A 25,530-nucleotide genomic window follows, 5' to 3' on the forward strand; every position below is an offset into this window, starting at 1 on the left:
CCATTCCGGGGTCGGGGGGTCTCGATACGCTCGTTCCTCGCTACTCGACCGGCGGAGAAAGAGTTGAGGGTCTCGATACGCGCGTCTTCCTCGGGGGAAGAGTTGAGGGTCTCGATACGCTCGGTCCTCGCTACTCGACCGGCGGGGGGCGGGTGGGTCTCGATACGCTCGGTCCTCGCTGCTCGACGGGCGAACGCGGTGTTTTCACGTGAAACATCGGGGAGCGAAGGCCCGGAATGGGACGTCGCGGAAGGCGGCGGGGGTGGCTCGGGATAGAGTGGAAGGCGTTGTTCACCGGCTCGCGAAAGGGAGAGTGTTTCACGTGAAACAGCCCGACGAGACCGAAGCTCCGGCATCCTTCTCGTTCGACGACTCACCGATCGCCCGGGAAATCGCAGATCTCTCCGCTCGCCGGAAGGTCCTGGAAGCAACAGACGTCCAGCTCTCCGGCCGCACCCGCGTGCTGACGGTGTCGAACCAGAAGGGCGGCGTGGGAAAGACCACGACCACCGTCAATCTCGCCGCCGCACTCGCCGACCGGGGCGCACGCGTGCTCGTGATCGACCTCGATCCGCAGGGAAATGCCTCCACGGCTCTCGGCGTTCCGCACACCGCTGAGACGCCCAGCGTGTACGACGTGCTGATCGACGAGTTCCCGCTCGCCGACATCGTGCAGGTCAGCCCTGAGTCGCCGAACCTGCTGTGCGCCCCGAGCACCATCCATCTCGCCGGCGCAGAGATCGAACTCGTCTCGCAGGTCGCCCGCGAGCACCGGCTTCGCACGGCCGTCGAGGAGTACCTCGATACCCTCCAGGAGCGCCTCGACTTCATCCTCATCGACTGCCCCCCGTCGCTGGGATTGCTCACGATCAACGCCTTCACCGCCGCCGGCGAGCTGCTGATCCCGATCCAGTGCGAGTACTACGCGCTGGAGGGACTCAGCCAGCTGCTCGGCACCGTGCGAATGATCCAGAAGCACCTGAACCCGCGGCTGCATCTATCGACGATCATGCTCACTATGTACGACGGCCGCACCCGCCTCGCCCAGCAGGTCGCCGACGAGGTGCGTCAGCACTTCCCCCGCGAAGTGCTGCAAACCGTCATCCCCCGCTCCGTACGCGTCTCCGAGGCGCCGAGCTTCGGCCAGACCGTCATCGCCTACGACGGTCAGTCCGCCGGCGCGATCGCGTACCGTGAAGCGGCCGTGGAGATCATCCGGCGCGACAGCGCCTCGAACGAGGAAGAAGAGGACGCCTGATGGCTGCGAAGCGCACGGGACTCGGACGTGGAATCGGTGCACTGATCCCGACCAACGAGCAGGTCGAGGAGCGCCCCGCGGACGTGTTCTTCCCCCGGCCCGTCGCGGTCGAGGAGATCGAGGAAGACCTGGTCGACGTGCCGGGCGCACGCCTCGCGCACATCGACCCGCACGCGATCGTTCCCAACCCGCGTCAGCCCCGCACCAACTTCGACCCCCAGCACTTCGCCGAGCTCGTCCACAGTGTCCGTGAGTTCGGCGTGCTCCAGCCCGTCGTCGTGCGCACCAACGAAAACGGCGAGTACGAGCTCATCATGGGTGAGCGCCGCACCCGTGCCGCGCGCGAGGCGGGACTGACGTCGATCCCCGCGATCGTCCGCGACACGGCCGACGAGCACCTCCTGCGCGACGCGCTCCTCGAGAACCTGCACCGCTCCGAGCTCAACCCCCTCGAAGAGGCGTCGGCGTACCAGCAGCTGCTCGAGGACTTCGGCATCACCCAGGAGGAGCTGGCGACCCGCATCGGGCGTTCGCGTCCCCAGATCAGCAACACGATCCGCCTGCTCAAGCTGCCGATGCCGGTGCAGCAGCGCGTCGCCGGCGGTGTCCTCACCGCCGGCCACGCGCGCGCCATCCTCTCGCTCGAGGACCCGGCGTCGATGCAGCGTCTCGCCGACAAGATCGTGAACGAAGACCTCTCGGTGCGTGCCGCCGAGGCCGCCGCGAAGCTTCCGGATGCCTCCCCCACGCGCGCGGTGAAACCGCAGGCCGGCTCCCGCCGTGCGCACCTCGATGACGTCGCCGAGCGGCTCGGTGACCGCCTCAACACCCGCGTCAAGATCTCGCTGACCGCCAAGAAAGGCCAGATCAACATTGATTTCGCGAGCATCCAGGATCTGAACCGCATCCTGGCCGAGCTCGGCGAGACGGGATACGGCGACAACTGACGCCTCACGCGCCGAGCGCGGCGGCCCGGCGTCGCAGCAGAGCGGCCTCGGCGTCGTTGCCCGGAAGGCCGGCGGCGTCCAGGAACGCGGCGGCCGCGGCATCCGGTCGTCCCATCCGCTGGAGAAGCTCGGCCCGCACCGCCGCGAACGGGCGGAAGCCGGCCAGCTCCGGCTCGAGGGCGTCCACGGCGGCCAGGGCCTGCTCTGGACCCTCGACCATCGAGAGGGCGACGGCGCGGTTGAGCCGCACGACGGCTGACGGCGCCAGCGCGGCGAGTGCGTCATAGAGGCGAAGGATCCGGTCCCAGTCCGTGTCGGCGAAGGTCGGCGCCACCGCATGGCACTGGGCGATCGCGGCCTGGACGCCGTAGTAGCCGAGTCCGCGGGGGGCGGCATCCGCTCTTCTCATCGCGTCGTTGCCCCGGCCGATCGCCGACCGGTCCCAACGGCGCCGGTCCTGGTCCTCGAGGGTGACCGGAAGGCCGTCGGCGCCGACCCGCGCGGCGAACCGCGACGACTGGAATTCCATCAGCGCGATGAGCGACCAGATCTCGGGCTCGCCCGGCATGAGCGCGGCGAGCTGCCGTCCCAGGCGCACGGCTTCTCGGGCGACGTCGGGGCGGATGTGCCCCTCCCCGTCCGCGGCGGCATAGCCCTCGGTGAACAGCAGATAGATCACCTGCAGCACGCTCGCCAGCCGTGCCGGGCGCTCGGCGCGATCCGGAACCTCGAACGGCACGTGCTCCGCGGCGAGCGATCGCTTCGCGCGCACGATGCGCTGCTGCACGGTGGGCACGCTCATGAGCAGGGCGCGGGCGATCTGCTCGGTGGTCAACCCGGCCACCGTGCGCAGGGTCAGGGCGAGCCGGGTCTGAGCGGGCAGGATCGGATGACACGCCACGAAGACGAGGCGCAGTACGTCGTCGTCGATGGCGTCGGGGTCGGCCTGGTCCGGCACGGGGTCGACGGACTCCGCGACGATCGCGTCGGTGACGAAGAGCGGCTCGCGCTGTGCCAGGCGCTCCCGGCGACGCCAGCCGTCGATCGCGCGCCGCTTGGCGACGGACATGAGCCAGGCTCCGGGATTGTCGGGGATGCCGCTGCTCGACCATGCCGCGAGCGCCTCGACGAGCGCCTCCTGGGCCAGGTCCTCCGCCCAGGCGAACTCGCCGGTGTGCCGGGTGAGAGCAGCCACGATGCGGGCGGACTGCGCGCGCCACACGGCCTCGACCGCCCGGCGCGCGTGCTCGTCGTGGTCGGTCATTCTGTCAGCGTAAGCGAGGCGGAATGAGCCACGGCGTCGGCCGGGCAACGTACCCTTGACGGGTGGCCCACAACGAGCAGACCCCGCGCCGGCGCGCGAGCCTCGAGCTCCTGCGCGCCGAGGCGGCCGACGAGCTGTCGGTGCTGGTCACCGAGCGGCTGCGCGCGGGAGAAGATCCGTGGGACTTCATGGACGAGCTTCCGACCGTGGATGAGCTGGTTGTCCTCATCCTGCGTGCCGAGAACATCGCCGCGAACGGCGGCGCTCTGCCGAACGCGAGCCGGCACTACCGGGTGCTGCGCCAGATCTCGCTGGACTACCCGCCGCTGACGCGCGCCGTGTGGCGGCTCCTCGGGGACACCGAGACGCACCGCCGCTGGGACGCGACGGTGCGTGCCGACGCACACTGAGGGGCCGCATCAGGAGTTGGCGGCGCGCCACTCCTGCTCCTTCGCGACCCACTCGTCGCTCTGGTCGAAGTCGCTGATCTCGTTGACGCGACGAACCTCCAGGGACGTGCCGGGGCCCAGGGGGCACTTGCGCGCCCAGTGCTCCGCTTCTTCGCGCGACGCGACCTCGAGGATCCAGAACCCGGTGAAGACCTCGCGAGCCTCTGCGAAGGGTCCGTCGGTGACCACGGGAGGGACGGAGTCGAAGTCCACACGGAAGCCTTCCGCGGCATCGGAAAGGCCCTCCGCGCTGAGGAAGACGCCCGCCTTCTGCAGTTCCTCGTTGTACGCGCCCATGGCGGCGTAGACGGCCGCCATGTCGGTCGTGGTGGGGTCGAAGGCAGCAGCGGCCGCGGCGTCGACGTTCATGATGAGCATGTATCGCATGGGTGTTCCTCTCGTAGGGGCTGATCGCCCGTTCGGCGGCCCTTGTGGGCCTTCACCTGGTACGTCGAACGATCGAGGCCCCGATCGACATCGGCCGAGAAGATCTTTCCAGAGTCAACGGATTCCGAAAACGGAATATGACGGAGAATCGGATGAGACGACGAAACCCCGCCGGCCGGAGCCGACGGGGTCTCGTGAAATCAGCGGGGACTCAGCCGATGTACGCGGCGAGATCCTGCTCGAGGGCGAACTTCGGCTTGGCGCCGATGATCGTGGTCTCGACCTGGCCCTTGTTGAACACCTTCATCGCGGGGATCGACGTGATCTGGTACTTCATCGCGAGATCGGGGTTCTCGTCCACGTTCAGCTTGAGGATCGTGATCTTGCCGGGGTGCTCCGACTGGATCTGGTCGAGGACGGGCGAGACCATGCGGCACGGCCCGCACCACTCGGCCCAGAAGTCGACGAGCACCGGGCCGTCAGCCTGGAGCACGTCCTGCTCGAACGTGGCGGAGGTGGTCGCCTTGGCGGTCATCTGGTTCTCTCCTTCGGTGGAAGTCTTCGTGAGGGGTTGAACGTGGTCCGCGGCGGGATTGTTCCCCACGTGCCCCGGACTCCCAGGTTCAGACGGGGGTCACCTCGGGCAGCCCCGCGATCTGGTCGCCGTGCGCGTCGGGCTCCCCCGCCTCGCCGAGAGCGGCGAGGTAGTGCTCGAGGTCGAGGGCCGCGACCGTGCCGCTGCCCGCCGCGGTGACGGCCTGCCGGTAGGTGGGGTCGATGACGTCGCCGGCGGCGAAGACGCCCGGCACCGACGTGCGCGACGAGCGCCCGTCGACCCAGACCGTGCCCTCCGGGGTCAGCTCGAGCTTGCCGTGCACGAGGTGCGTGCGGGGGTCGTAGCCGATCGCGACGAAGACGCCGTCCAGCGGCAGCTCGCGCGTGGAGCCGTCGACCGTGTCCTGCAGCACGACGCCGCTGACCGCCTCGTCGCCCAGGATGTCGACGACCTCGGCGTTCCAGATGAACTCGATCTTCTCGTTCTTGAACGCGCGGTCCTGCATGATCTTCGACGCGCGCAGCTCGTCGCGGCGGTGGATGACGTACACCTTCGATGCGAACTTGGTGAGGAAGGTGGCCTCCTCCATCGCGGAGTCGCCGCCGCCCACCACGGCGATCACACGCTCGCGGAAGAAGAAGCCGTCGCACGTCGCGCAGTACGAGACGCCGCGACCCGACAGGCGGGTCTCACCCTCGATGCCGATCTTCCGCGGGGCGGAGCCGGTGGCGAAGATCACGGAGTCGGCCTCGTGCGTGGCGCCGCTGCCGAGCGTGATCTTCTTGACCGCGCCGTCGACGTCGAGCGAGACGACGTCGTCGTACAGCACCTCGGCGCCGAACTTCTCGGCCTGCTCCTGCATCTTCGCCATCAGGTCGGGACCCATGATCCCCTCGGGGAATCCGGGGAAGTTCTCCACCTCGGTGGTGTTCATCAGCTCGCCGCCGGCCTCCACCGAGCTCGCCACGACGAGCGGGCTCAGATTCGCCCGGGCGGCGTAGATGGCGGCGGTGTAGCCCGCGGGGCCCGAACCGATGATGATGACCTGACGCACGTGCGCACCTTTCCTCGTGGAACCCCGGGCTCCCGTCGACGGAGCGGGGCTTCCGGATGCCTCAACACATGGTAACCGCGTGGCATTCCGCGCCCTCCCCCTTGCCGACGCGGCGCGACACGTCTACACCGGCCGGAGGCGCAGGGTGTCTCAGCCGCGCCCCGGCAGGAACCGTCGGACCAGGCCCACGGCCACGGACAGCTCAGGCGCGCGCAGCAGCGCCAGGAACCCCGCGTAGACCACGAGGACGACGACCCCGATGATCGCCGCACCCACGGCGCCGAGCACCTTGTCGGCGACGGTCCACCCGTCCACACCCCCCAGCAGCTGGAAGGTAAGCCAGCCGGCGCCGGCGGCCGGAACGGCGGCCAGCGCGAACCGGCCGAGCGACAGCATCCAGGATCCCACCCGGATGCCTCCGAGCCGGCGGTGCAGGAGCCACGTCGCGACGATCACCTGCACGACGCTCGCCAGCGACTGCCCGAGCGCGACGGCCGCCGTCAGCCGGGAGGCCGGCAGCACGCCCGCGGTGAACGCCCACAGCGCCCCCCACGCGGTGAGCACGACGAGCGTGCACTGCAGGATCGTGAAGAGGAACGGCGTGCGGGTGTCGTCGTAGGCGTAGAACGTGCGCTGCACCACGAACAGCACGGCGAGCGGGATGAGGCTGATGAGGTAGCACAGCAGGACCGCGCATGCCGCGACCGCCTCGTCCGGACTGTCGGTGAAGATGCGGGATGCCGGGATCGCGGCGACTCCGAGCGCCGCCGTCGCACCCACCACGAAGAGCCCGAGGGTGCGGATGCTGCGGCCGATGTCACCCCGGACGTCCTCGTCGCGTCCCGCCGCGGCGTGCTCGCTGAGCTGGGTGAAGTACGGCGTCCCGATCGAGAGCACGATGATCGAGTACGGGAGCATGAACAGCAGCCAGGCGTTGCCGGCCACGAAGACGCCGGGGTCGCCTTCGGGGATGCGCGACATCACCTGGGACTGCACGATGCCGGCGAGCTGGCCCGCGAGCACCATGAGGAAGGTCCAGCCGGCCAGCCGGCCGATCTGGCCGAGCCCGACGCCGCGCCACCCGAAGTCGGGACGCACGTGCAGGCCCGTCTTGCGCCAGAACGCGAACAGGATCGCGGTCTGCACCACGATGCCGAGGGTCGCGGTGCCCGCGAGCACCGCGATCATCACGGGCGTCCACTGCGTGGAGCTCCCGGCCGGACCGAACAGCCAGATGAAGGCCACGAAGCCGGCGATGGAGACGAGGTTGTTGACGATCGGCGCCCACGTGTACGGCCCGTAGACCCGTCGCGCGTTGAGGGACTCGCCGACGAGCGCGAACAGCCCGTAGAAGAGGATCTGCGGCAGGCACCAGTAGGCGAAGGCGGTCGCCAGCGCCTGCTGCTCGGGAGGGAACGCCGGCGCGTAGAGCGCGACCAGCCAGGGCGCCGCCGCGGTCGCCACCAGCGTCGTGCCGAGGAGCACCACGGTGCCGAGGGTGAACAGCTTGGAGACGAACGCCCGCCCGCCGTCGTCATGGGCGGCGGCCTTGACGATCTGCGGCACGACGACGGCGCTCAGAAGACCCGTCGAGATGATGGCGTAGATGTTGTTGGGCAGCTGGTTCGCGACGGCGAAGGCGTTGCCGCCCGCTGTCGTCGCGCCCACCGCCGACACCAGGACGACCGCGCGGAGGAAGCCCGTCAGGCGCGACACGACCGTGCCCGCGCCGATGAGCACACTCGCGCGCCCGATCCCGCTCACGGCTTCGTCTCCTCGCGGGGCTGCGGCTCTTCCACCGCGCCGTCGGGGCCGGGCTGCGCCGGGACGGCGGTATCGGCCGGGACGGCGGTGTCGGCCGGGACGGCGATGTCGGCATCCGTCCCGCGCCGGCGGCGACGCACGCGGAGCACCGTGCGGACGATCCCCATGATCAGCAGCGCTCCGACGAGCACGGCGAGGGCCCCGATGCCGACGCCCTCCCAGTCGGCCCACACGTTGACCTCGACCGACTCGGGCTCGCCGATCGCGACGAAGGCCGGGCTGCGCAGCTGCAGCGTGAGGGTGACCTCGCCGCGTCCCACCCGCGCCTGCACCGGGACCTCCACGCGCGTGTTGCTCTGCGCGGTGGCGACGACGGGCGTCTCGTTCTGCACGTCGAGCCGCAGGTTGTCGCGTGTCGTGTAGAGCACGAGGTTGACGGGATACGGCAGGTCGTTGCGCACCCAGAAGCGCAGCGAGGCGTTCGATCCGTAGAGGTCGTTCGGAACCGTGGGGAGCAGCGCGACCGACCCGAGCGTCGTCCTGGTCTGCTCGCGGTGCTCAGCGATGGCGGCGGCCCAGTCGGGGTCGCCGACCCAGGCGACGCCGAGGAGCTGGAGGATCTCGTTGCGCTCCGGGCCGTTGAGCAGTGAGGGCTCGTCCAGGATGGTCGCGAACCGGCCGAGCTCGCCCTCGTCGGCGACGAGGGTCGCCGCGGCCGCCGCGCGCTCGGTGGACGGCTCGACGCCGGTCAGCGCGATCTCGTCCGAGGCGCTCGTGGTCACCGCCGGCAGGCTGCGGGGCAGCACATCGGGCGCGGTGACGGCGGCGGAGATAGCCGCCTCCATCCCCACGCGCGAGCGGTCGTCCCCGCGGCCGAGGGTGACCAGCACGGGACCCTGCGTATCGGCCGTGGCGAACGCGAGGTAGGCGGTGGCGGCCGACAGCGGGGCGCCGCGCAGCCAGGACTCCTCGCTGCGCGACGCCTCGTCGAGCGCCGTCGAGACGTCGCTGTCGTAGACGAGCACCTCGGACTCGCCGACGACGCCGTGGGCGGCGACGGTGCGCCCGGCGGCTCCCGGCTCGGTCGTCGCGGACGGGATCACCGTGATCGAGGGCACGCCGCCGTCGGTCGGGATCTCGCCGAGCTGCGCCACGACGTCGGCGTCGGCGGTGCCGTCGGCCGGCCAGAAGACGCCTGCCCGCGCGGCGGGCCCGATGTCCAGGAGCTCATCGGTGCTCGGCAGCGCTGGTCCCGGCGGCGCGGTCGGCGTCGGAGTCGCGGCGGTAGGGTCGCCGGGCGTCGGTGTCGGCGTGGGGGTCGGGCTGGGGGTGACGTCCGCGAAGTCCGACGGGGACATGTAGGCCCGGAACGACGTGGGTGCGAGGAGGCGGGGGAGGTCGGCCTGCAGCTGGGGGGTGACGTCCGCGTCGCCGAACTGCAGCGCGAAGCGCGAGTTCTGCATGCTCTCGAGCTCGGCGAGCCACTCCGCGGCCGACTCGGGCGCCGACGTTCCGAGCACGCGGATCGAGGCGGGCACCGCCGGATCGACCGCGAGGATCGCCTGGGTGCCTCGCACGGCGTCGAGCTGATCGGTCAGGCTGCCGTCGGGGCCGGTCAGCACCGCCAGCTCATCGGCCGTCAACAGCCCTGCGCGGAGGGGGCCTGCGGTGATGGGGACGATCACGCCGAGTCCGACGTTGGCCGCCTCGGCCGGGGGCACGATCATGACGCTCACCGAGGTCACCGTGCCGGAGGCGTCCTCGTACGACGCCGAGAGGGGGTAGACGCCCGGGGCGCGGTCCGCGAGTGCCGGATCGTCCGCCGGGACGGTCACCCCGCGCACCTGGAACGACCCCGGCGCCACGGTCCCGGTCGACGTGGTGGCGACCGGCTGCAGCGAGGCATTCGGCGCACCGCCCTCGAGCCACCTCGTGAGCGCGGTGCGGTCGGCCAGCGGAGCGGTGCCGAGCGAGAGCGTGACGTCGACCGGCGCCAGGTCGGCGGCCGTGCCGTTCTGCAGCGAGATCGAGACGCTCAGCGACTCGCCGGCTCGCACGACGCCGTTCGCAAGCGGAGAGAGCGTGAACGCCGTCGTCCCGGGCGGCACGGCCGACGTGGGGGTGGGCGTGGGCTCGGGGGACGGTGCGGCGAGGGACGGGGCCGGCAGCAGGAGGGTCGCGAGCACGGCCAGCGCGGCGACGGCGGCGGTCACGAGGCGCTGTGCGCGGCGAGGCGTGCGCCGCAGTGCTCGCGGTTGGGTCACGATCATCCTGTCGGGGGTTCGCTCCTGTGCGATGTCCTGACCGCACGATCGACTGCGATTCTACGGTCCGTGCCTCCGAGCCCGCCGGATGCCGGGCCGCACCGGCGTCACGTGCCGCGGACGGCGGCACGACGGCGGCCCGCTCGCGCGGTTGAATGGTCGGATGCTGCGCGAACCGGATCCCGCCCGCTGCCGCGACCTCGCCGCCGACCTGCGCGACGCGGGGTTCACCGCCGAGGCGCTGCGGGATGCGTGGGGGCAGGCCGCGGATGACGCGATCGCGCGGGGGCTGCGCTCGCCGGCGTCGCGCGGGCTGGGGGACCGCGAGGATCCGCTGGCCGTGCTGGGCAGGCTTCTGGTGCTCGGGATGCCGCAGGCTGCGGCATCCGTCGATCGTGCACTCGTCCGCACCGGCGTCGAGGGCCTGACCCGGCTGGGGCTCGCGTCGGCGGAGGGCGGCGAGGTGCGCCCGTTGGCGCTGGTGCGGCCGCAGTCGTACGCCGACGAGACGGGATCCGGCCAGTGGTGGGTCGCGAGCGATCTCGACGAGGCGGCGCTCGGCGGGCCGCTCCCCGAGGACCACGTGCTCGGGGTGGGCGGCGCGTCGCTGACCCTGGCGGGCCTGCAGCTGCCCACGCCGGCGGCGCGGGGACTGGACATCGGCGCCGGATGCGGCATCCAGGCGCTGCGCGCCCGCGCCCACGTCGACCACGTCGTCGCCACCGACATCTCTGCGCGCGCCCTCGCGTTCACGCGGCTGAACGCGCTGCTCAACGGCGTGGACGGCATCGAGGTGCGGCAGGGAAGCCTGTTCGCGCCGGTCGAGGGGGAGCTGTTCGACCGGGTCGTGTCCAATCCGCCCTTCGTCATCACGCCGCGCGTCGCCGACGTGCCGGCGTACGAGTACCGCGACGGCGGCATGGTGGGCGACGACCTCGTGGCGGCCTTCGTCTCAGGGGTCGGCCGCCACCTCGCACCCGGCGGTGTCGCACAGCTGCTGGGCAACTGGGAGACCCGCGACCGCATCGCGGGCCTGGACCGCGTGCGCGGGTGGATCGAGTCCTCGCCCGTGCCGCTGGACGCCTGGGTCGTGGAGCGCGAGCGACTGGACCCGCTGTCGTACGCCGAGCTCTGGGTGCGCGACGGCGGGACGCTTCCCGGCACGCCGGGCTTCGCGCGCCTCGTCGACGCGTGGCTCGACGACTTCGGCGCGCGCGGCGTGACCGAGGTGGGCTTCGGTTACCTTCTCCTGCGGCGGCCGCTCGACGGCGTGCCGACCCTCTCCCGTTACGAGACGCTCCACGCCGCGCTCGCCGGCGACGGCCTCGGCGCTCACCTCGCGGCAGCGCTCGACGCGCACGACCGCCTCGGCACCCTCGACGACGTCGCGCTCGCGGCATCCGTCCTCCTGGTGGCGCCCGATGTCACCGAGGCCCGCCACCACCTCCCCGGCGCCGACGACCCCACGATCATCGAGCTGCGGCAGGGCGGTGGGTTCGGGCGGGCTCTCGGGGTCGACCCCGGTCTCGCCGCACTCGTCGGTGCGTGCGACGGGGACCTGCCCGTCGGGGTGCTGATCGACGCGATCGCCGAGCTGCTCGAGGTCGACGCCGGCGCCCTGCGCGCGGATCTGCTGCCGCGCGTGCGCGAGCTGCTGTTCACGGGCTTCCTGCGGTTCGCCCCCGGCGGCTGACCGCGCGGCGGGAGAGGACGCGCTCGGTAGGCTGGAACCCATGCTCAACATGGCCGAGGGCATCGCGCGCCTCGGCGCGCTCGCCGAATCCCCCGTTGTCGCCGCGCTCGCCCGCGCCTTTTCCGACGCCGGGTTCGACCTCGCCATCGTCGGCGGGCCCGTGCGCGACGCGCTGCTGGGCCGCACCACCAACGACCTCGACTTCACCACCGATGCGCGGCCGGATGACATCCTGCGGATCGTCACCCCCGTGTCGACGGCGCAGTGGGACATCGGCCGCGCGTTCGGCACGATCGGTGCGCGCGTGCACGGCGAACAGGTCGAGATCACCACGTACCGCGCCGACAGCTACGACGGCGTCACCCGCAAGCCCACGGTCGAGTTCGGCGACACGATCGACGGCGACCTCCTGCGTCGCGACTTCACCGTGAACGCGATGGCGCTGCACGTGCCCGGCCAGACGCTCATCGACCCGACGGGCGGCGTCGAGGATCTGGTGCGCGGCGTGCTGCGGACGCCGACCGATCCCCACGTCAGCTTCGGCGACGATCCGCTGCGCATGCTCCGCGCCGCGCGCTTCGCGTCGCAGCTCGGCTTCGAGGTTGACGACGCCACCGTGTCGGCCATGGCCGAGCTGCGCCAGACGCTCGAGATCGTGAGCCCCGAGCGCATCCAGGGCGAGCTGGCCCGCCTGCTGGCGACCGACGACCCGGTGCGCGGCATCCGCCTGCTCGTGCAGACCGGTCTCATGAACGAGTTCCTTCCCGAGGTCCCGGCGCTGCAGCTCGAGGTGGACGAGCACCACCACCACAAGGACGTCTACGAGCATTCGCTGACGGTGCTGCGGCAGGCCATCGATCTGGAGAAGACACGGCATCCGGATGCCGCGCCCGACGTGCCGCTGCGGCTGGCGGCGCTCCTCCACGACATCGGCAAGCCGGCGACGCGGCGCCTCGAGCCCGGCGGCGGGGTGACGTTCTACCACCACGACATCAAGGGCGCCCGGATGGCGCGCAAGCGGCTTCAGGCGCTGCGCTTCGACTCGGCCACCATCGCTGCCGTGACCCGGCTCATCGAGCTGCACCTGCGCTTCTTCGGCTATTCCGAGGGCGCGTGGACCGACTCCGCCGTGCGCCGGTACGTGCGCGACGCGGACGCCGAGCTCGAACGTCTCCACATCCTCACTCGGGCGGACGTCACCACCCGCAACGTCAAGAAGGCGACACGGCTGGCCCGCGCATACGACGACATCGAGCGCCGCATCGACGAGCTCGCCGCGCAGGAGGAGCTCGAGGCGATGCGTCCCGAGCTCGACGGCAACCGCATCCAGCAGGTGCTGGGCATCGGCCCGGGCCGCGAGGTCGGCGAGGCGTACCGCTTCCTGCTCGACCTGCGGCTGGACGAGGGGATCGTGGGCGAGGCCGAGGCCGAGCGGCGCCTGCGGGAATGGTGGGCCGCGCGGGCCTGAACCGGCGGTCGACCCTGCCCCTACACTGGACGCACGCTCCCCGACGTCGATCGGAGCCGCCGTGTCCTCACCGTGGTCGCAGCGACGGGAGGTGTCGCCCGAGACCTCACGCCTGCTCATCGAGCGCGCCCATGAGGAGCTCGTCGCCGGCAACGCGGGAGACGAGCGCCTGCGCGACGTCCGCGCCCTCGTGCGCGAGTCGTGGCGCCGCTCGCTCGAGGGCCTGGTCGCGGCGGAGGCCCTCCCGCCGCTCGATCTGACGGCCGACGAGCTCGAGGCCTACCGGCGCGCCCACCCGCTCGCCGGGGTGATCGACATGGTGCGCGGGCTGCTGCTGCCCGGCGAGGCATCCGAATCGGGCGTCGTCGTGGCCGTGGGCGATGCGGCGGGACGGCTGCTGTGGGTGGAGGGCGACCGGCACGTCCGCAGCCTCACCGGAGCGATGGGCTTCGTCGAGGGCGCGAACTGGTCGGAGGACGCGGTGGGCACCGCCGCGCCCGGGACGGCGCTCACGCTCGACCGGTCGGTGCAGATCAGCGGCGCGGAGCACTTCAACCGGCTGGTGCAGCCGTGGTCGTGCACGGCGGCGCCCGTCCACGACCCCGAGACGCGCCGCATCCTCGGCGTCATCGACGTCACCGGGGGCGTGGAGGCGGTGACCCCGCAGGCCCAGCTCCTCGTGGACGCGACGGCCCGCGCCATCGAGGGAGAGCTGCTGGTGGCACGCCTGCGCGAGCGCGCGGCCGTTCGTCACGCTCCCGAATCGACGCGGGGGGCCCGCCGCACGCCGACACGGCGCCCTGAGCCGACGCGGGCGACCCTCCGCGTGCTCGGGCGGGATCGGGCGCTGCTCGAGGTGGTCGGCGAGGGTGTCCAGACCCTGTCGGAGCTCGGCCCGCGGCACGCCGAGCTGCTGCTCATGCTCGCCGTGCACCGGCAGGGCCTGTCGGCCGAGCGCCTCGGCGAACTCGTCTACGGCGATCCGGAGGGCTCGGTGACGCTCCGTGCCGAGATGGTGCGGCTGCGCAGGGCGCTCGCGCAGACAGCTCCCGCCCTCGTGCCCGAATCCCGCCCGTACCGGCTCGGCGTCGAGGTCGAGACCGACGCCCACCAGCTGCTGTCGCTCCTCGATCGTGGCGCGCACCGGGTCGCCCTCGCGGCATACCGCGGCGACGTGCTCCCCGACTCGGTCGCGCCCGGTGTGGAGGAGTTCCGCGAGACCGTCCGCACGGCGCTGCGCGAGGCGCTGATGGCGGAGGCATCCGTCGACGTCCTGCTCGCATTCGCCGAGACGGATGCCGCCGCCGGCGACGTCGAGCTGCTGCGGCTCTGCCTCTCGATGCTGCCTCCCCGCTCTCCCCGGCGCGCGGGGCTGGTCGCCCGCATCGAGAAGCTCGAGTCCGACGAGTAGCCGCCCGCTGCGCCTTGCTCGGGGTCGCGCAACGTTGTGCAACCTGGCCCGGCCTACCTTCGACCCATCGCGACGACGACCGTCGCGGACAGCGTCGAAGGAGACCATCATGACCATCGTCGAAGAGGGCGTCTCGAGCATCTACGCCGCTCCCGGGCAGCGCGGCTCGATCGCCGACTACCGCCCCCGCTACGGCCACTACATCGGCGGCGAGTGGGTCGAGCCGATCAAGGGCCAGTACTTCGAGAACATCAGCCCTGTCAACGGCAAGCCGTTCACCGAGGTCGGCCGCGGCACGGTCGAGGACATCGACCGCGCGGTGGACGTCGCGTACAAGGCGTTCGAGTCGTGGAAGCGCACGACGCCCGCCGAGCGCGCCGTGATCCTCAACAAGATCGCCGACCGCATCGAGCAGAACCTCGAACGGATCGCCGTCGCCGAGACCTGGGAGAACGGCAAGCCGGTGCGCGAGACCCTGGCCGCCGACATTCCGCTCGCCGTCGACCACTTCCGCTACTTCGCCGGCGTCCTGCGGGCGCAGGAGGGCTCGCTCAGCCAGCTCGACGAAGACACGGTGGCGTACCACTTCCACGAGCCGCTCGGGGTGGTGGGCCAGATCATCCCGTGGAACTTCCCCATCCTGATGGCCACGTGGAAGCTCGCTCCCGCGCTCGCCGCGGGCAACTGCGTCGTCCTGAAACCCGCCGAGCAGACGCCGGCGTCGATCCTCTTCCTCTTCGACATCATCGGCGACCTGCTCCCCGCGGGCGTCGTGAACATCGTGAACGGCTTCGGCATCGAGGCGGGCGCGCCGCTCGCGCAGCACAAGCGCATCCGCAAGGTCGCCTTCACCGGCGAGACCACGACGGGCCGGCTCATCATGCAGTACGCGTCGCAGAACCTCATCCCGGTGACGCTCGAGCTCGGCGGCAAGAGCGCGAACGTCTTCTTCGAGGACGTCGCCCGCTCCACTGACGACGGCTACTACGACAAGGCGCTCGAGGGCTTCACCTTCTTCGCGCTCAACCAGGGTGAGGTGTGCACCTGCCCGTCGCGCGCCCTCATCCAGCGCTCGATCTACGACCGCTTCCTCGGCGACGGCCTCGAGCGGGTGTCGAAGATCGTGCAGGGCAACCCGCTGGACCCCGCGACGATGATCGGCGCTCAGGCGTCCAACGACCAGTTGGACAAGATCCTGAGCTACATCGACATCGGCAAGCAGGGTGGCGCGAAGCTGCTCGCCGGCGGTGAGCGCGTGGACCTCGGCGGCGACCTCTCGGACGGCTTCTACGTCGCCCCCACGGTGTTCGAGGGCACGAACGACATGCGGATCTTCCAGGAGGAGATCTTCGGACCCGTCGTCTCGGTGACCTCCTTCGACGACTTCGACGACGCCATCTCGATCGCCAACGACACCCTCTACGGCCTCGGTGCGGGGGTGTGGAGCCGCTCGGGCGACACCGCGTACCGCGCCGGACGCGCGATCGAGGCCGGCCGCGTCTGGACGAACACGTACCACCAGTACCCCGCGCACGCGGCGTTCGGCGGCTACAAGCAGTCCGGCATCGGGCGCGAGAACCACCTCAAGATGCTCGACCACTACCAGCAGACGAAGAACCTGCTGGTGTCGTATGCCGACGGGGCGATGGGCTTCTTCTGATCCTCCCCGCAGACCCGGGCGGAGCGCCCCACGCGCCGCCCGGGTCGTCCCGGCGGCATGTTCGTCACCGGCCTTCCGGCCCGCCCCCGTCGAGATCGCGGTTACTCGGCGAATGACCACGCCATCGGCGCCGATAGCGTGCGATCTCGCCGAGTACGCGGTTACTCGGCGTTGACGAAGGACGCGCGAATGTCCTGCTCGGTGAATGCGTGCATGATTCCTTGCTTCCGGGAGGCCCGTGATTCAGGGGAAGAACGAGCCGCCGAGGCGGGAGAGGATCCACAGCACCACGACGACACCGCCGACGACGATCGACACCCACGGGATCCCGCGCTGCAGACGGCGTCCCTCGGGGGCGACGCCCGGCGGCGGCCGCAGCGACTCGAGCGGCGGCGTGAAGGGAACGGCGGATGCCGCGCCGGCGTGGTCCGCGCCGCCCGCGGCGGTCGCAGCGCCCTGGGTCGAGGCATCCGCCGCCAAGCGCTCGTCCCGCCACCGCGCCCACTGCGCGAGCTTGTCCAGCAGCGCGCCGACCACCGAGAACAGCCACGCCCACGTGGCGGGGTCGCGAGTCGAGAAGTCGCGCTTGGCGTACAGGAAGAGCCAGTCGTCGACGATCTCGACGTCGAGCGCGGCGGCGTTGTCGATGAAGCGCGCCATGATGTCGGGCGTGAAGAGGTAGAGGGCGTCGCGCTCGTAGTCCGCGGGGCAGTAGAGCGCGAAGTAGCGGTCGAAGTCGCCCTCGAGACTGAGGCGCTGGTCGCGGTCGATCGTCATCGGCAGGTTCGAGCCGAACAGCGAGTTGTTGCTCGTCGCGTCCAGCACGATGTGCGGCAGCGGGGTGTCGAGCTTGACCGCGACGTAGCCCCAGTGGTGGGTCTGCCGGTTCTTGCCCGAGCCGGTCGTGTAGCGGTGATTCCCGAACTCGACGAAGCGGGGGACGTCGCCGCGGATGAGGTCCCTCGCCTGCCGTGAGCTGCCGATCGAGAAGATCATGCCCGGCAGGCCGGGGCCGTCCAGCGCCGGCAGGTACGTCATCCCGTTGGCGCGCGCGAACCGGTCGAACCGGTACATGCGCTCCTGCCTGCCGCGAGTGCCGCGGACGAAGAGCGTGATCGCGAGGGCGGCGATCACGCCCAGCACGATCAGGGGGAACAGCGCGAACAGCACGCCCAGTCCGCCACCGCCGCTGATGCCCGACGACAGCGCCCCCACGACGGTCGACACGATCGTCAGCGCGACCGAGCCGAACACGATGAGGAAGACGGCGCCGAGGACGATGGCGACGAACGGGCTGCTCCCCGACCCCGGGAGCCGGCCGGTGCGGCGAAGCTCGTCGGCGAAGGCACGGGGCGCGCCGTGCGGCACGGGCTCCACGAGCGGACGCGCATCGAAGGGATACGTCGTCGCCGAGCGGGCAGCGGAGGGATCGCTCACCCGACCACGGTACCGGCGGCCGGGTCCAGTCCAGGGTTCTGCACGCCCGCGCCCGGGAAGGCATGATCGGAGGGACGCGAGGAGGCGCCATGACCGATGCCCGCAGAGACCCCGACGACCTCGACGCGCTGCGCGAGGCATCCGACATCCTCGGCATCGACGCACTGCTCAGCGCCGAGGAGCGGTCGGCCCGCGACCGCGTGCGCGCGTTCGTCGACGACGAGATCCGCCCTCACATCGCCGACTGGTTCGACCGCGCCCACTTCCCCGTCGAGCTCGCCCCGGCCCTCGGGCGGCTGGGCGTGCTCGGCATGGAGCTGGAGGGGTACGGATGCCCCGGCCGCAGCGCCGTCGAGTACGGCTTGGCCGCGCTCGAGCTCGAGGCGGGTGACTCCGGCATCCGCACCTTCGTCTCGGTGCAGGGCTCGCTGGCGATGGGGTCGATCCACCGCTGGGGCAGCGCCGAGCAGAAGGAGCAGTGGCTGCCGGCGATGGCCGCCGGCGAGGTGATCGGCAGCTTCGGCCTCACCGAGCCCACCGCCGGCTCCGACCCGTCGAGCATGAAGACGTTCGCCCGTCGTGACGGCGGCGACTGGATCATCACCGGAGCGAAGCGATGGATCGGGCTGGCCGCGGTCGCCCGGCTCGCGGTCGTGTGGGCGCAGACCGACGACGGCGTCCGCGGCTTCCTCGTGCCGACCGACGCGCCCGGCTTCGAGGTGACGGTGCTCGCGCCGAAGGGCTCGATGCGCGCCTCCGTGCAGACCGAGCTCCGCCTGGACGGCGTGCGGGTGGAGGCATCCGCTCTGCTTCCGGGTGCACGCGGACTGCGCGGGCCGTTCTCGGCGTTGAACGACGCGCGCTACGGCATCGTGTGGGGTGCGCTGGGCGCCGCGCGCGACAGCTACGAGGCGGCGCTGCGGCACGCGCTGCGACGCGAGCAGTTCGGCCGGCCGATCGCCGGCTTCCAGCTCACGCAGCGCAAGCTCGTGGACATGGTGGTCGAGCTGCAGAAGGGTGCGCTGCTCGCGCTCCACATCGGACGGGCGAAGGATGCCGGCACCCTGACGCCCACGCAGGTCTCGCTGGGCAAGCTCAACAACGTGCGGGAGGCGATCGCGATCGCCAGGGAGGCGCGGACGATCCTCGGCGGCGACGGCGTGCTGCTCGAGCACTCGCCGATCCGTCACGCCGCCAACCTGGAGTCGGTGCGCACCTATGAGGGGACCGACGAGGTGCACACCCTCGTGCTCGGGCAGCACCTCACGGGCCTCGGCGCCTTCCGCTGAACCGGCGATTCGGCGACGGTTGCGGCATCCGGTACCATTGGAGGGTTGTCCGCACGCGTTCTATACGCGGGAAGCCGGATGACGTGCAACACACCCTCCTGCTGCCGGGAAATGCCCGGCAGCCGTTCTAGTCCGAAGGAGGTGGGTTAGTGACGCACCAGTACGAACTCATGGTCATTCTGAACCCTGAGATCGACGAGCGCCAGGTCGGCGCCAACCTCGAGAAGTTCCTGAAGGTCATCACGACCGACGGCGGGACCATCGAGAACGTCGACATCTGGGGCAAGCGCCGTCTTGCGTACGAGATCCAGAAGAAGAACGAGGGCATCTACGCCGTCGTCAACTTCACGGCTACCGCCGCGACCACGCAGGAGCTCGATCGCCAGCTGAACCTCAGCGAGCAGATCATGCGCACCAAGGTCCTCCGCGCCGAGGAAGCGATCGCCATGATCGCCTCCGAGAAGCAGCGTGCCGACGAGCGCGCCGCCCGCAAGAGCGCCAAGGCTGCGAAGGCCTGAGGAACATGGCCGGCGAGACGATCATCACCGTCGTGGGGAACCTCACGGCAGATCCCGAGCTGCGTTACACGCAGAACGGCCTCCCCGTCGCGAACTTCACGATCGCGTCGACGCCGCGCAACTTCGACCGTCAGGCCAACGAGTGGAAGGACGGCGAAGCGCTGTTCCTCCGCGCGAGCGTGTGGCGTGAGTTCGCCGAGCACGTGGCCGGCTCGCTGACCAAGGGCATGCGGGTCATCGCGACCGGCCGTCTGAAGCAGCGCAGCTACCAGGACCGCGAGGGCAACAACCGCACCGCGATCGAGCTCGAGGTCGACGAGATCGGCCCGTCGCTGCGCTACGCGACCGCACAGGTCACCCGCGCTGCGGGCGGCTCCGGTGGCGGCGGCAGCTTCGGCGGTGGCGGCGGCCAGTCCCGTCCGGCGCAGGTCGCCGACGAGCCGTGGTCGACGCCCGGTTCGTCCAACGCCGGCGGTGCCGGTGGCGGCGATGCCTGGGCCGCCCCGGGTGCCTACGGCGACGACACCCCGTTCTGATCTCAGAAGAAGATTCCGGATGCCTCGTGACGAGGCATCCGATCAAGAAAACGTAAAGGAAGCACCATGGCTGGAAAGGCAACCGGCGACCGCCGGAAGCCGCGGAAGGGCGCGAAGAACGCGGCCCCCGCGAAGGCGATCCGTGTCGGTCTCATCGACTACAAGGACGTCGCGACTCTTCGCAAGTTCATCTCGGAGCGTGGCAAGATCCGCGCCCGTCGTATCACCGGTGTCTCGGTGCAGGAGCAGCGTCTGATCGCCAAGGCGATCAAGAACGCGCGCGAGATGGCGCTCCTGCCCTACGCCGGCGCTGGCCGCTAAGGAGTACCGACATGGCAAAGCTCATTCTCACGAACGAGGTGGCCGGGCTCGGTAGCGCCGGTGACGTGGTCGAGGTCAAGAACGGGTACGCCCGCAACTACCTCATCCCCCAGGGCTTCGCGGTCGCATGGACCCGCGGTGGCGAGAAGCAGGTGGCGTCGATCCGCGCCGCCCGCGAGTCGCGCGCGATCCACGACCACGAAGAGGCTGTGGCTCTCAAGAACAACCTCGAGACCAACAAGGTGCGCCTCGCCGTCAAGGCCGGCGCCGAGGGTCGCCTTTTCGGTGCGGTCAAGACCGCCGACGTCGCGGACGCGGTCAAGGCCGCGGGTCTCGGTGACCTCGACAAGCGCAAGATCCACATCACCTCGCCGATCAAGTCGACGGGCGAGCACGAGGCGACGGTCCGTCTTCGCGACGACCTCACCGCTGTGATCACCCTGCAGGTGGTCCCCGCCAAGTAAGCCTCGGCTTTCGAAGCGACATACGGATGCCGCGGACCTTCGGGTCCGCGGCATCCGTCGTCTCCGGGGGGAGTCCGACGCGGATGCCGCGAGCCCCCCGGTTCACGGCATCCGCGCGTGGCATCTCCGCCGCGATGACGGTCCCGAACCGTCGATCGCGGCGGAGATGGTCGTGCTCCGCGGCCCGTGGCGTCCGGTCCAGGCAGCGCCGGACTCCACGGGCCGGGAGATCGTGGTGATTCGAGGGGGTGCGGGAGGGCTGCTGGGGACAGCCCTCCCGCTGCTCACGCGGGTCGAGGCAAGGGGCGTCTGGGGAACGTCGACTTGCCCCGTCGACTCACGCGGAGCGGCGCCGCGAAGCGCGCGCGATGGCGCCCGCTGCCAGGAGGGAAAGACCCAGCAGCAGGAACGGCATCGCGCCCGATCCTCCTGTCGCGGCGAGCTGTGCGACCGTGCCGGCCGACGCGGTCGAGCCGGTCATGCCGTCCGACGCGGTCGGGCCGACCATGCCGCCCGATCCGCCGTCGCCCGGGGTTCCGTCGTGACCCGGGTTCCCCGGCGTGCCTGGGTCGGTGGGGTCGGTCGGGTCCGTCGGATCGGTGGGATCGGTCGGGTCCGTCGGGTCGGTCGGGTCGGTCGGGTCCGTGGGATCCGTCGGAACGACCGGGCCGGTGGTGGAGCTGTCGCCGATCACCGAGACGGCGTTGCCGCCGATGACGACGGGCAGCGTGATCGGCGCGAGCACCTGGGTGCCGCCGAGGAGGGATCCGTCGCCGGCGGTGCCGCCGACGACCGCACCGCCGCCCGTGCCCGGCGCCGTGGTGGCGCCGGTCGAGCTGCTGTCGCCGATGACCGAGACGGCGTTGCCGCCGGCGGTGACCGGAGCGGTGACCGGTGCGACGACCTGGCTGCCGCCGAGGATCGAGTCCTCGCCGCCGGTCCAGGCGTCGGTGCCGCTTGAGCTGCTCGGTGCGGGCGACGCGGTGGTCGCGCCCTCGCTCGAGCTGTCGCCGATGACCGAGATGGCGTTGCCGCCGGCGGTGACCGGGGCGGTGACCGGTGCGACGACCTGGCTGCCGCCGAGGATCGAGTCCTCGCCGCCGGTCCAGGCGTCGGTGCCGCTTGAGCTGCTCGGTGCGGGCGACGCGGTGGTCGCGCCCTCGCTCGAGCTGTCGCCGACGACCGAGATCGCGTTGCCCGAGACCGTGACGGGCGCGGCGACCGAGACGACTCCCTGCGTCCCCGAGAGGATGCCGTCGTCGCCGGACGTCTCGGCCGCAGCAGGCTGAGCAGCCGGTGCGGGTGCGGTCGTGGCATCCGACGACTCACTGTCGCCGGCTACCGACACCGCATTGCCGGCGACGGTCACCGGCACGTTCACCGAGACGAGCGCCTGCGTGCCCGACGCGGCGCCGTCCTGGCCGCCCGTCGTCGCGTCCGCGGGTGCGGGATCCGACGTGGGAGCGGCGGCGGTGCTGCCGTCGCTGTGGGAGTCGCCGATGACCGACAGCGACGTGCCGCTGACGGTGACCGGGAGTGTGACGTTGATGACGGCCTGGCTGCCAGAGAGCAGCCCGTCGTCACCGGTGGTCTCGGCCGCGGTCGCGGCCGTGGCGCCGAGCAGCGTGATGCCGCCGGCGAGAAGCGTGCCCCACAGGGCGCGCTTGCAGAAAGTACGCATTGGTGTTCCCCTTTGTGATCGATCGGATGCAGCGCGCGAAGAGGCGCTGCTCAGCGCGGGAGGCGCGCTGAATCTCTGCCGCACCGCGCTCGTGAGAGCGAGGCGGCGGAGAGCCGATCAGTCGGGGGAGACGTCGGTGGAACCGGCGGGCGCCGGCGGTGCGTGATCGTCCTCGGGACCTGCTCGGCGCACCCAGGCACGGTGTGCGGCGAGTGGAACGAGGGCGATGAACGCCCAGGCGCCGGGACCCGCACCACCGGGTCCCGCGGAGGCGGAGGGCAGGCAGAGCCCGCCCGGAGAGCTGGAGGGCCCGCTCGCGCTGAGCGCGGCGGACGAGACGTACAGCGCTTCCGCCGCAACAGCGGAGGCGACGGATGCCGCAGCCCAGGCGGTATGCAAGGCCGCTGCGGCGGTGGCGGAGGCGCTCGAAAAGAGCGTGACGGCGCCGCCCGCGATGTTGGGCGTCTCGCTCGGCCAGGCGCCGTCGGCGGGGTCTGAGAGTCCCGGCAGACCCGGCAGACCCGGCGTGCCGGGGGTCGAGGGGAGTTCGCCGACGGGCGGCAGACCGACCGTCGTGCCCGTCTCGACGACCGCGCCCACGAGGTCGTCGAGCGTCTCATCGACCGTGCCGCCGAGGTCGGTGACGGCGTCGTCGAGGCCGACGGCGGTGGCGAGGTCGCCGACCACGGGCACGGCGGTGACGACGTCGACCACGGGCTCGGTGATGCCGCTGACGACGCCACCCGACACCGCGTCCGAGACCGGCTGAGTGACGGTCGTGACCGCCGAGCCGACGACGTGCACGACCTGGCTCACCGGCTCCTGCACGGGCTCCGGCGTCGAGGCGACGACCGTGTTGACGGCGGTCGTCGCGCCTGTCGTGACGGTCGAGACCGTCTGGGTCACCGTCGCCGCTGTCGTGTCGACGGCGGCCGTCACGGTTCCGAGTGCACCCCCGAGCAGTCCCCCGTCGTCGGTCTCATCCGCCTGCGCGTGTCCCAGCCCGAAGCCGAGGACCAGTGAGAGGACGATCCAGGCGAACGCGGACACGGTCCCGATGAGGGCCAGCCGCACGATCCTCGGCAGCTGCGAGGTTGCGATCTCCACGTTCACCTCCCACGACGAAAGAGCCGCACGTTCCGGACGGATCGTGCGTGAGGGTGCCTGGATTAGAGAGGCTAGCGCGCGAGTGATGCGCTGTCCAGAGGATTCTCGAGCGGGTTGCGACCTGCTCATCTGAGTGTGAGGGCTGTTGCGAGCGGGCCGGAATTGTGCACAGGGTGCCGTCGGAGACTCAACCTTCAACCCTGACTTAAAGCACGTCTCTCTCCACAGGTTGTGAACGAAGCACATCCAGGTCACACGCGCTTTCCAAGCCGGATCTGAAGGAATGACGCGAGGTTGTCCACAGGGGTTCTGCACAACTGCGACGGCGTTTCGCGCAGGCTTTCCACACAGTTATCCACAGGCGCTGTTGCGAGTGTCGGAGGGGATCCATAGCGTTGGGGGCGGCCCATTCGGGAACGCGTGTCGCACGGCTGGGGGCAGTGCGACAGCCGGCGCAGTGCGACGCGAAGGTGAGCGGAAGAGGGTGTTCCGCTGCGCGTTCGTGTGTTGTCGGCGCGCCCGCGCCCACAGCACCAGACGACGAACAACGATGACCGTGACCGAACGGCAGGGAGGACGCGCAGCGTATGTCGATCGCCGACATCTCCGAAGAGCGCATGGGGGGTCCCCGCGACTTCGAGCGCACTCCCCCGCACGATGTGCTGGCGGAGCAGAGCGCGCTCGGCGGAATGCTGCTGTCGAAGGACGCGGTCGCCGACGTCATCGAGACGCTGCGCGGCGCCGACTTCTACATCCCGAAGCACGAGCTGATCTTCGAGGCGATCCTCACCCTCTACTCGCACGGCGAGCCCACCGACGTGGTCGCCGTCACCGATGAGCTCATCAAGACGGGCGAGCTGCAGCGCGCGGGCGGCGCCGACTACCTCCACACCCTGACGTCGATCGTCCCGACGGCCGCGAATGCCGGGTACTACGCCTCGATCGTCTCTGAGCGCGCCCTGCTGCGCCGTCTGGTCGAGGCCGGCACCCGCATCGTGCAGATGGGGTACTCCGGCCAGGGTGAGGCGCTCGACCTCGTCAACAACGCACAGGCCGAGATCTACTCGGTCACGGGGGCCGAGCAGGCCGAAGACTACGTGCCGCTCACGATCGCGGTCGACGCCGCCGTCGAAGAGATCGAGGCCGCACGCGGGCGCGATGGCCAGATGACCGGCATCCCGACCGGCTTCTCGGGCCTCGACCAGCTGACCAACGGCCTGCACCCGGGGCAGATGATCATCATCGCGGCGCGACCGGCGATGGGTAAGTCGACGCTGGCGCTCGATTTCGCGCGGTCGGCGGCCGTCAAGCACGACATGCCCACGATCTTCTTCTCGCTCGAGATGGGGCGCAGCGAGATCGCGATGCGCCTGCTCAGCGCCGAGGGAGCGATCCCCCTGCAGTCCATGCGCAAGGGCACGCTCGACTCGCGCGACTGGACGACCGTGGCCGCGACGCGCGGCCGCATCAACGATGCCCCGCTGTACATCGACGACAGCCCCAACATGACGCTCGTCGAGATCCGCGCGAAGTGCCGCAGGCTCAAGCAGCGCGCGGGCCTGAAGCTCGTCGTCATCGACTACCTCCAGCTCATGACGTCGGGCAAGCGGGTCGAGTCGCGTCAGCAGGAGGTGTCGGAGTTCTCACGAGCGCTCAAGCTGCTCGCGAAGGAGCTCGGGGTCCCGGTCATCGCGCTCTCGCAGCTGAACCGTGGCGCCGAGCAGCGCGCCGACAAGAAGCCCGCGCTGTCCGACCTGCGTGAGTCGGGCTCGATCGAGCAGGACGCCGACATGGTCGTGCTCCTGCACCGCGAGGCCGCCTACGAGAAGGACTCGCCGCGCGCCGGCGAGGCCGACCTCATCGTCGCCAAGCACCGCAACGGCCCGACCGACACCATCACCGTCGCGTTCCAGGGCCACTTCTCGCGCTTCACCGACATGGCCCCGGGCGACTTCGGGTAGGTGAATCTCGCGCTAACGTCTCCAATTCTCAATGCAGACGT

22 protein-coding genes are annotated in these 25,530 nt (G+C 70.9%); 13 read left to right on the forward strand and 9 right to left on the reverse strand.

Annotation, left to right across the window (positions count from 1 at the left end):
• The first annotated feature begins 322 nt into the window (after window positions 1-322).
• Window positions 323-1,258 carry a ParA family protein gene (locus tag ACZBH1_RS06265; RefSeq protein WP_378879288.1) on the forward strand — a complete coding sequence of 312 codons (936 nt, stop codon included), beginning with the start codon at window positions 323-325 and terminating at the stop codon, window positions 1,256-1,258.
• Window positions 1,258-2,205 (forward strand): ParB/RepB/Spo0J family partition protein, encoded by a 948-nt coding sequence (locus ACZBH1_RS06270; protein ID WP_463645830.1) that lies wholly within the window; start codon window positions 1,258-1,260, stop codon window positions 2,203-2,205. Before ACZBH1_RS06265 ends, ACZBH1_RS06270 begins: the two co-directional genes overlap by 1 nt.
• A 4-nt stretch (window positions 2,206-2,209) precedes the next feature.
• Here ACZBH1_RS06270 and ACZBH1_RS06275 read toward each other — a convergent pair whose 3' ends face one another.
• Complete coding sequence (locus tag ACZBH1_RS06275) at window positions 2,210-3,469, reverse strand: RNA polymerase sigma factor (protein WP_463645831.1); 1,260 nt, start codon at window positions 3,467-3,469, stop codon at window positions 2,210-2,212.
• Between the two features lie 62 nt (window positions 3,470-3,531).
• Here ACZBH1_RS06275 and ACZBH1_RS06280 point away from each other — a divergent pair, with 62 nt between their 5' ends.
• On the forward strand, window positions 3,532-3,879 hold the full coding sequence (locus tag ACZBH1_RS06280) for a tryptophan synthase subunit alpha (RefSeq protein ID WP_378879281.1): 348 nt from the start codon (window positions 3,532-3,534) through the stop codon (window positions 3,877-3,879).
• Window positions 3,880-3,888: 9 nt separating this feature from the next.
• On the opposite strand, the gene ACZBH1_RS06285 is transcribed toward ACZBH1_RS06280, so the two are convergent.
• From ACZBH1_RS06285 to ACZBH1_RS06305, 5 genes are all read right to left on the reverse strand, one after another.
• On the reverse strand, window positions 3,889-4,305 hold the full coding sequence (locus ACZBH1_RS06285; RefSeq protein ID WP_378879278.1) for a YciI family protein: 417 nt from the start codon (window positions 4,303-4,305) through the stop codon (window positions 3,889-3,891).
• 211 nt (window positions 4,306-4,516) lie between these two features.
• Window positions 4,517-4,909 carry a thioredoxin gene (gene trxA / locus ACZBH1_RS06290; RefSeq protein WP_336394020.1) on the reverse strand — a complete coding sequence of 131 codons (393 nt, stop codon included), beginning with the start codon at window positions 4,907-4,909 and terminating at the stop codon, window positions 4,517-4,519.
• Window positions 4,910-4,928: 19 nt separating this feature from the next.
• Complete coding sequence (gene trxB / locus ACZBH1_RS06295; RefSeq protein WP_336394021.1) at window positions 4,929-5,915, reverse strand: thioredoxin-disulfide reductase; 987 nt, start codon at window positions 5,913-5,915, stop codon at window positions 4,929-4,931.
• Between the two features lie 150 nt (window positions 5,916-6,065).
• Window positions 6,066-7,679 carry a murein biosynthesis integral membrane protein MurJ gene (gene murJ, locus ACZBH1_RS06300; RefSeq protein WP_463645832.1) on the reverse strand — a complete coding sequence of 538 codons (1,614 nt, stop codon included), beginning with the start codon at window positions 7,677-7,679 and terminating at the stop codon, window positions 6,066-6,068.
• Window positions 7,676-9,943: a DUF6049 family protein gene (locus tag ACZBH1_RS06305; protein ID WP_463645833.1), complete on the reverse strand. Its 2,268-nt coding sequence runs from the start codon at window positions 9,941-9,943 to the stop codon at window positions 7,676-7,678. Before ACZBH1_RS06305 ends, murJ begins: the two co-directional genes overlap by 4 nt.
• Before the next feature lie 163 nt (window positions 9,944-10,106).
• On the opposite strand from ACZBH1_RS06305, the gene ACZBH1_RS06310 reads away from it, so the two are divergent.
• From ACZBH1_RS06310 to exaC, 4 genes are all read left to right on the forward strand, one after another.
• Complete coding sequence (locus ACZBH1_RS06310; RefSeq protein ID WP_463645834.1) at window positions 10,107-11,636, forward strand: DUF7059 domain-containing protein; 1,530 nt, start codon at window positions 10,107-10,109, stop codon at window positions 11,634-11,636.
• Between the two features lie 40 nt (window positions 11,637-11,676).
• The gene (locus ACZBH1_RS06315) at window positions 11,677-13,104 is read left to right on the forward strand and encodes a CCA tRNA nucleotidyltransferase (protein WP_463645835.1); all 1,428 of its coding nucleotides are present in this window, start codon (window positions 11,677-11,679) and stop codon (window positions 13,102-13,104) included.
• A 61-nt stretch (window positions 13,105-13,165) separates the two neighbouring features.
• Window positions 13,166-14,515 (forward strand): GAF domain-containing protein, encoded by a 1,350-nt coding sequence (locus tag ACZBH1_RS06320; protein ID WP_463645836.1) that lies wholly within the window; start codon window positions 13,166-13,168, stop codon window positions 14,513-14,515.
• A 109-nt stretch (window positions 14,516-14,624) separates the two neighbouring features.
• Window positions 14,625-16,175: an acetaldehyde dehydrogenase ExaC gene (exaC, locus tag ACZBH1_RS06325; protein ID WP_378879261.1), complete on the forward strand. Its 1,551-nt coding sequence runs from the start codon at window positions 14,625-14,627 to the stop codon at window positions 16,173-16,175.
• Window positions 16,176-16,418: 243 nt separating this feature from the next.
• On the opposite strand, the gene ACZBH1_RS06330 is transcribed toward exaC, so the two are convergent.
• Window positions 16,419-17,612 carry a hypothetical protein gene (locus ACZBH1_RS06330; RefSeq protein ID WP_463645837.1) on the reverse strand — a complete coding sequence of 398 codons (1,194 nt, stop codon included), beginning with the start codon at window positions 17,610-17,612 and terminating at the stop codon, window positions 16,419-16,421.
• 89 nt (window positions 17,613-17,701) lie between these two features.
• Between ACZBH1_RS06330 and ACZBH1_RS06335 the strand changes: the two genes are divergently transcribed.
• The 5 genes from ACZBH1_RS06335 to rplI all read left to right on the forward strand — a co-directional run bounded on the left by ACZBH1_RS06335 (window position 17,702) and on the right by rplI (window position 20,740).
• Complete coding sequence (locus tag ACZBH1_RS06335) at window positions 17,702-18,901, forward strand: acyl-CoA dehydrogenase family protein (RefSeq protein ID WP_463645838.1); 1,200 nt, start codon at window positions 17,702-17,704, stop codon at window positions 18,899-18,901.
• A 149-nt stretch (window positions 18,902-19,050) separates the two neighbouring features.
• Complete coding sequence (gene rpsF, locus ACZBH1_RS06340) at window positions 19,051-19,419, forward strand: 30S ribosomal protein S6 (protein ID WP_336394032.1); 369 nt, start codon at window positions 19,051-19,053, stop codon at window positions 19,417-19,419.
• Between the two features lie 5 nt (window positions 19,420-19,424).
• A complete protein-coding gene (locus ACZBH1_RS06345) occupies window positions 19,425-19,955 on the forward strand; it encodes a single-stranded DNA-binding protein (RefSeq protein ID WP_336394033.1) in 531 nt (176 codons plus the stop codon).
• 66 nt (window positions 19,956-20,021) lie between these two features.
• Entirely contained in the window at window positions 20,022-20,276 is a 255-nt protein-coding gene (gene rpsR / locus ACZBH1_RS06350; protein ID WP_045301896.1) for a 30S ribosomal protein S18, read from the forward strand.
• 11 nt (window positions 20,277-20,287) lie between these two features.
• Window positions 20,288-20,740, forward strand: coding sequence for a 50S ribosomal protein L9 (gene rplI / locus ACZBH1_RS06355; RefSeq protein ID WP_336394034.1), 453 nt, complete (start codon window positions 20,288-20,290; stop codon window positions 20,738-20,740).
• A 337-nt stretch (window positions 20,741-21,077) separates the two neighbouring features.
• Here rplI and ACZBH1_RS06360 read toward each other — a convergent pair whose 3' ends face one another.
• Both ACZBH1_RS06360 and ACZBH1_RS06365 read right to left on the reverse strand, forming a co-directional pair.
• Window positions 21,078-22,421 carry an LPXTG cell wall anchor domain-containing protein gene (locus tag ACZBH1_RS06360; protein ID WP_463645839.1) on the reverse strand — a complete coding sequence of 448 codons (1,344 nt, stop codon included), beginning with the start codon at window positions 22,419-22,421 and terminating at the stop codon, window positions 21,078-21,080.
• 117 nt (window positions 22,422-22,538) lie between these two features.
• Window positions 22,539-23,528 carry a hypothetical protein gene (locus ACZBH1_RS06365; RefSeq protein WP_463645840.1) on the reverse strand — a complete coding sequence of 330 codons (990 nt, stop codon included), beginning with the start codon at window positions 23,526-23,528 and terminating at the stop codon, window positions 22,539-22,541.
• Window positions 23,529-24,115: 587 nt separating this feature from the next.
• Between ACZBH1_RS06365 and dnaB the strand changes: the two genes are divergently transcribed.
• Complete coding sequence (dnaB, locus tag ACZBH1_RS06370) at window positions 24,116-25,489, forward strand: replicative DNA helicase (protein ID WP_336394039.1); 1,374 nt, start codon at window positions 24,116-24,118, stop codon at window positions 25,487-25,489.
• Window positions 25,490-25,530 lie beyond the last annotated feature (41 nt).

It is taken from the genome of Microbacterium sp. ZXT2-5, assembly GCF_055329545.1.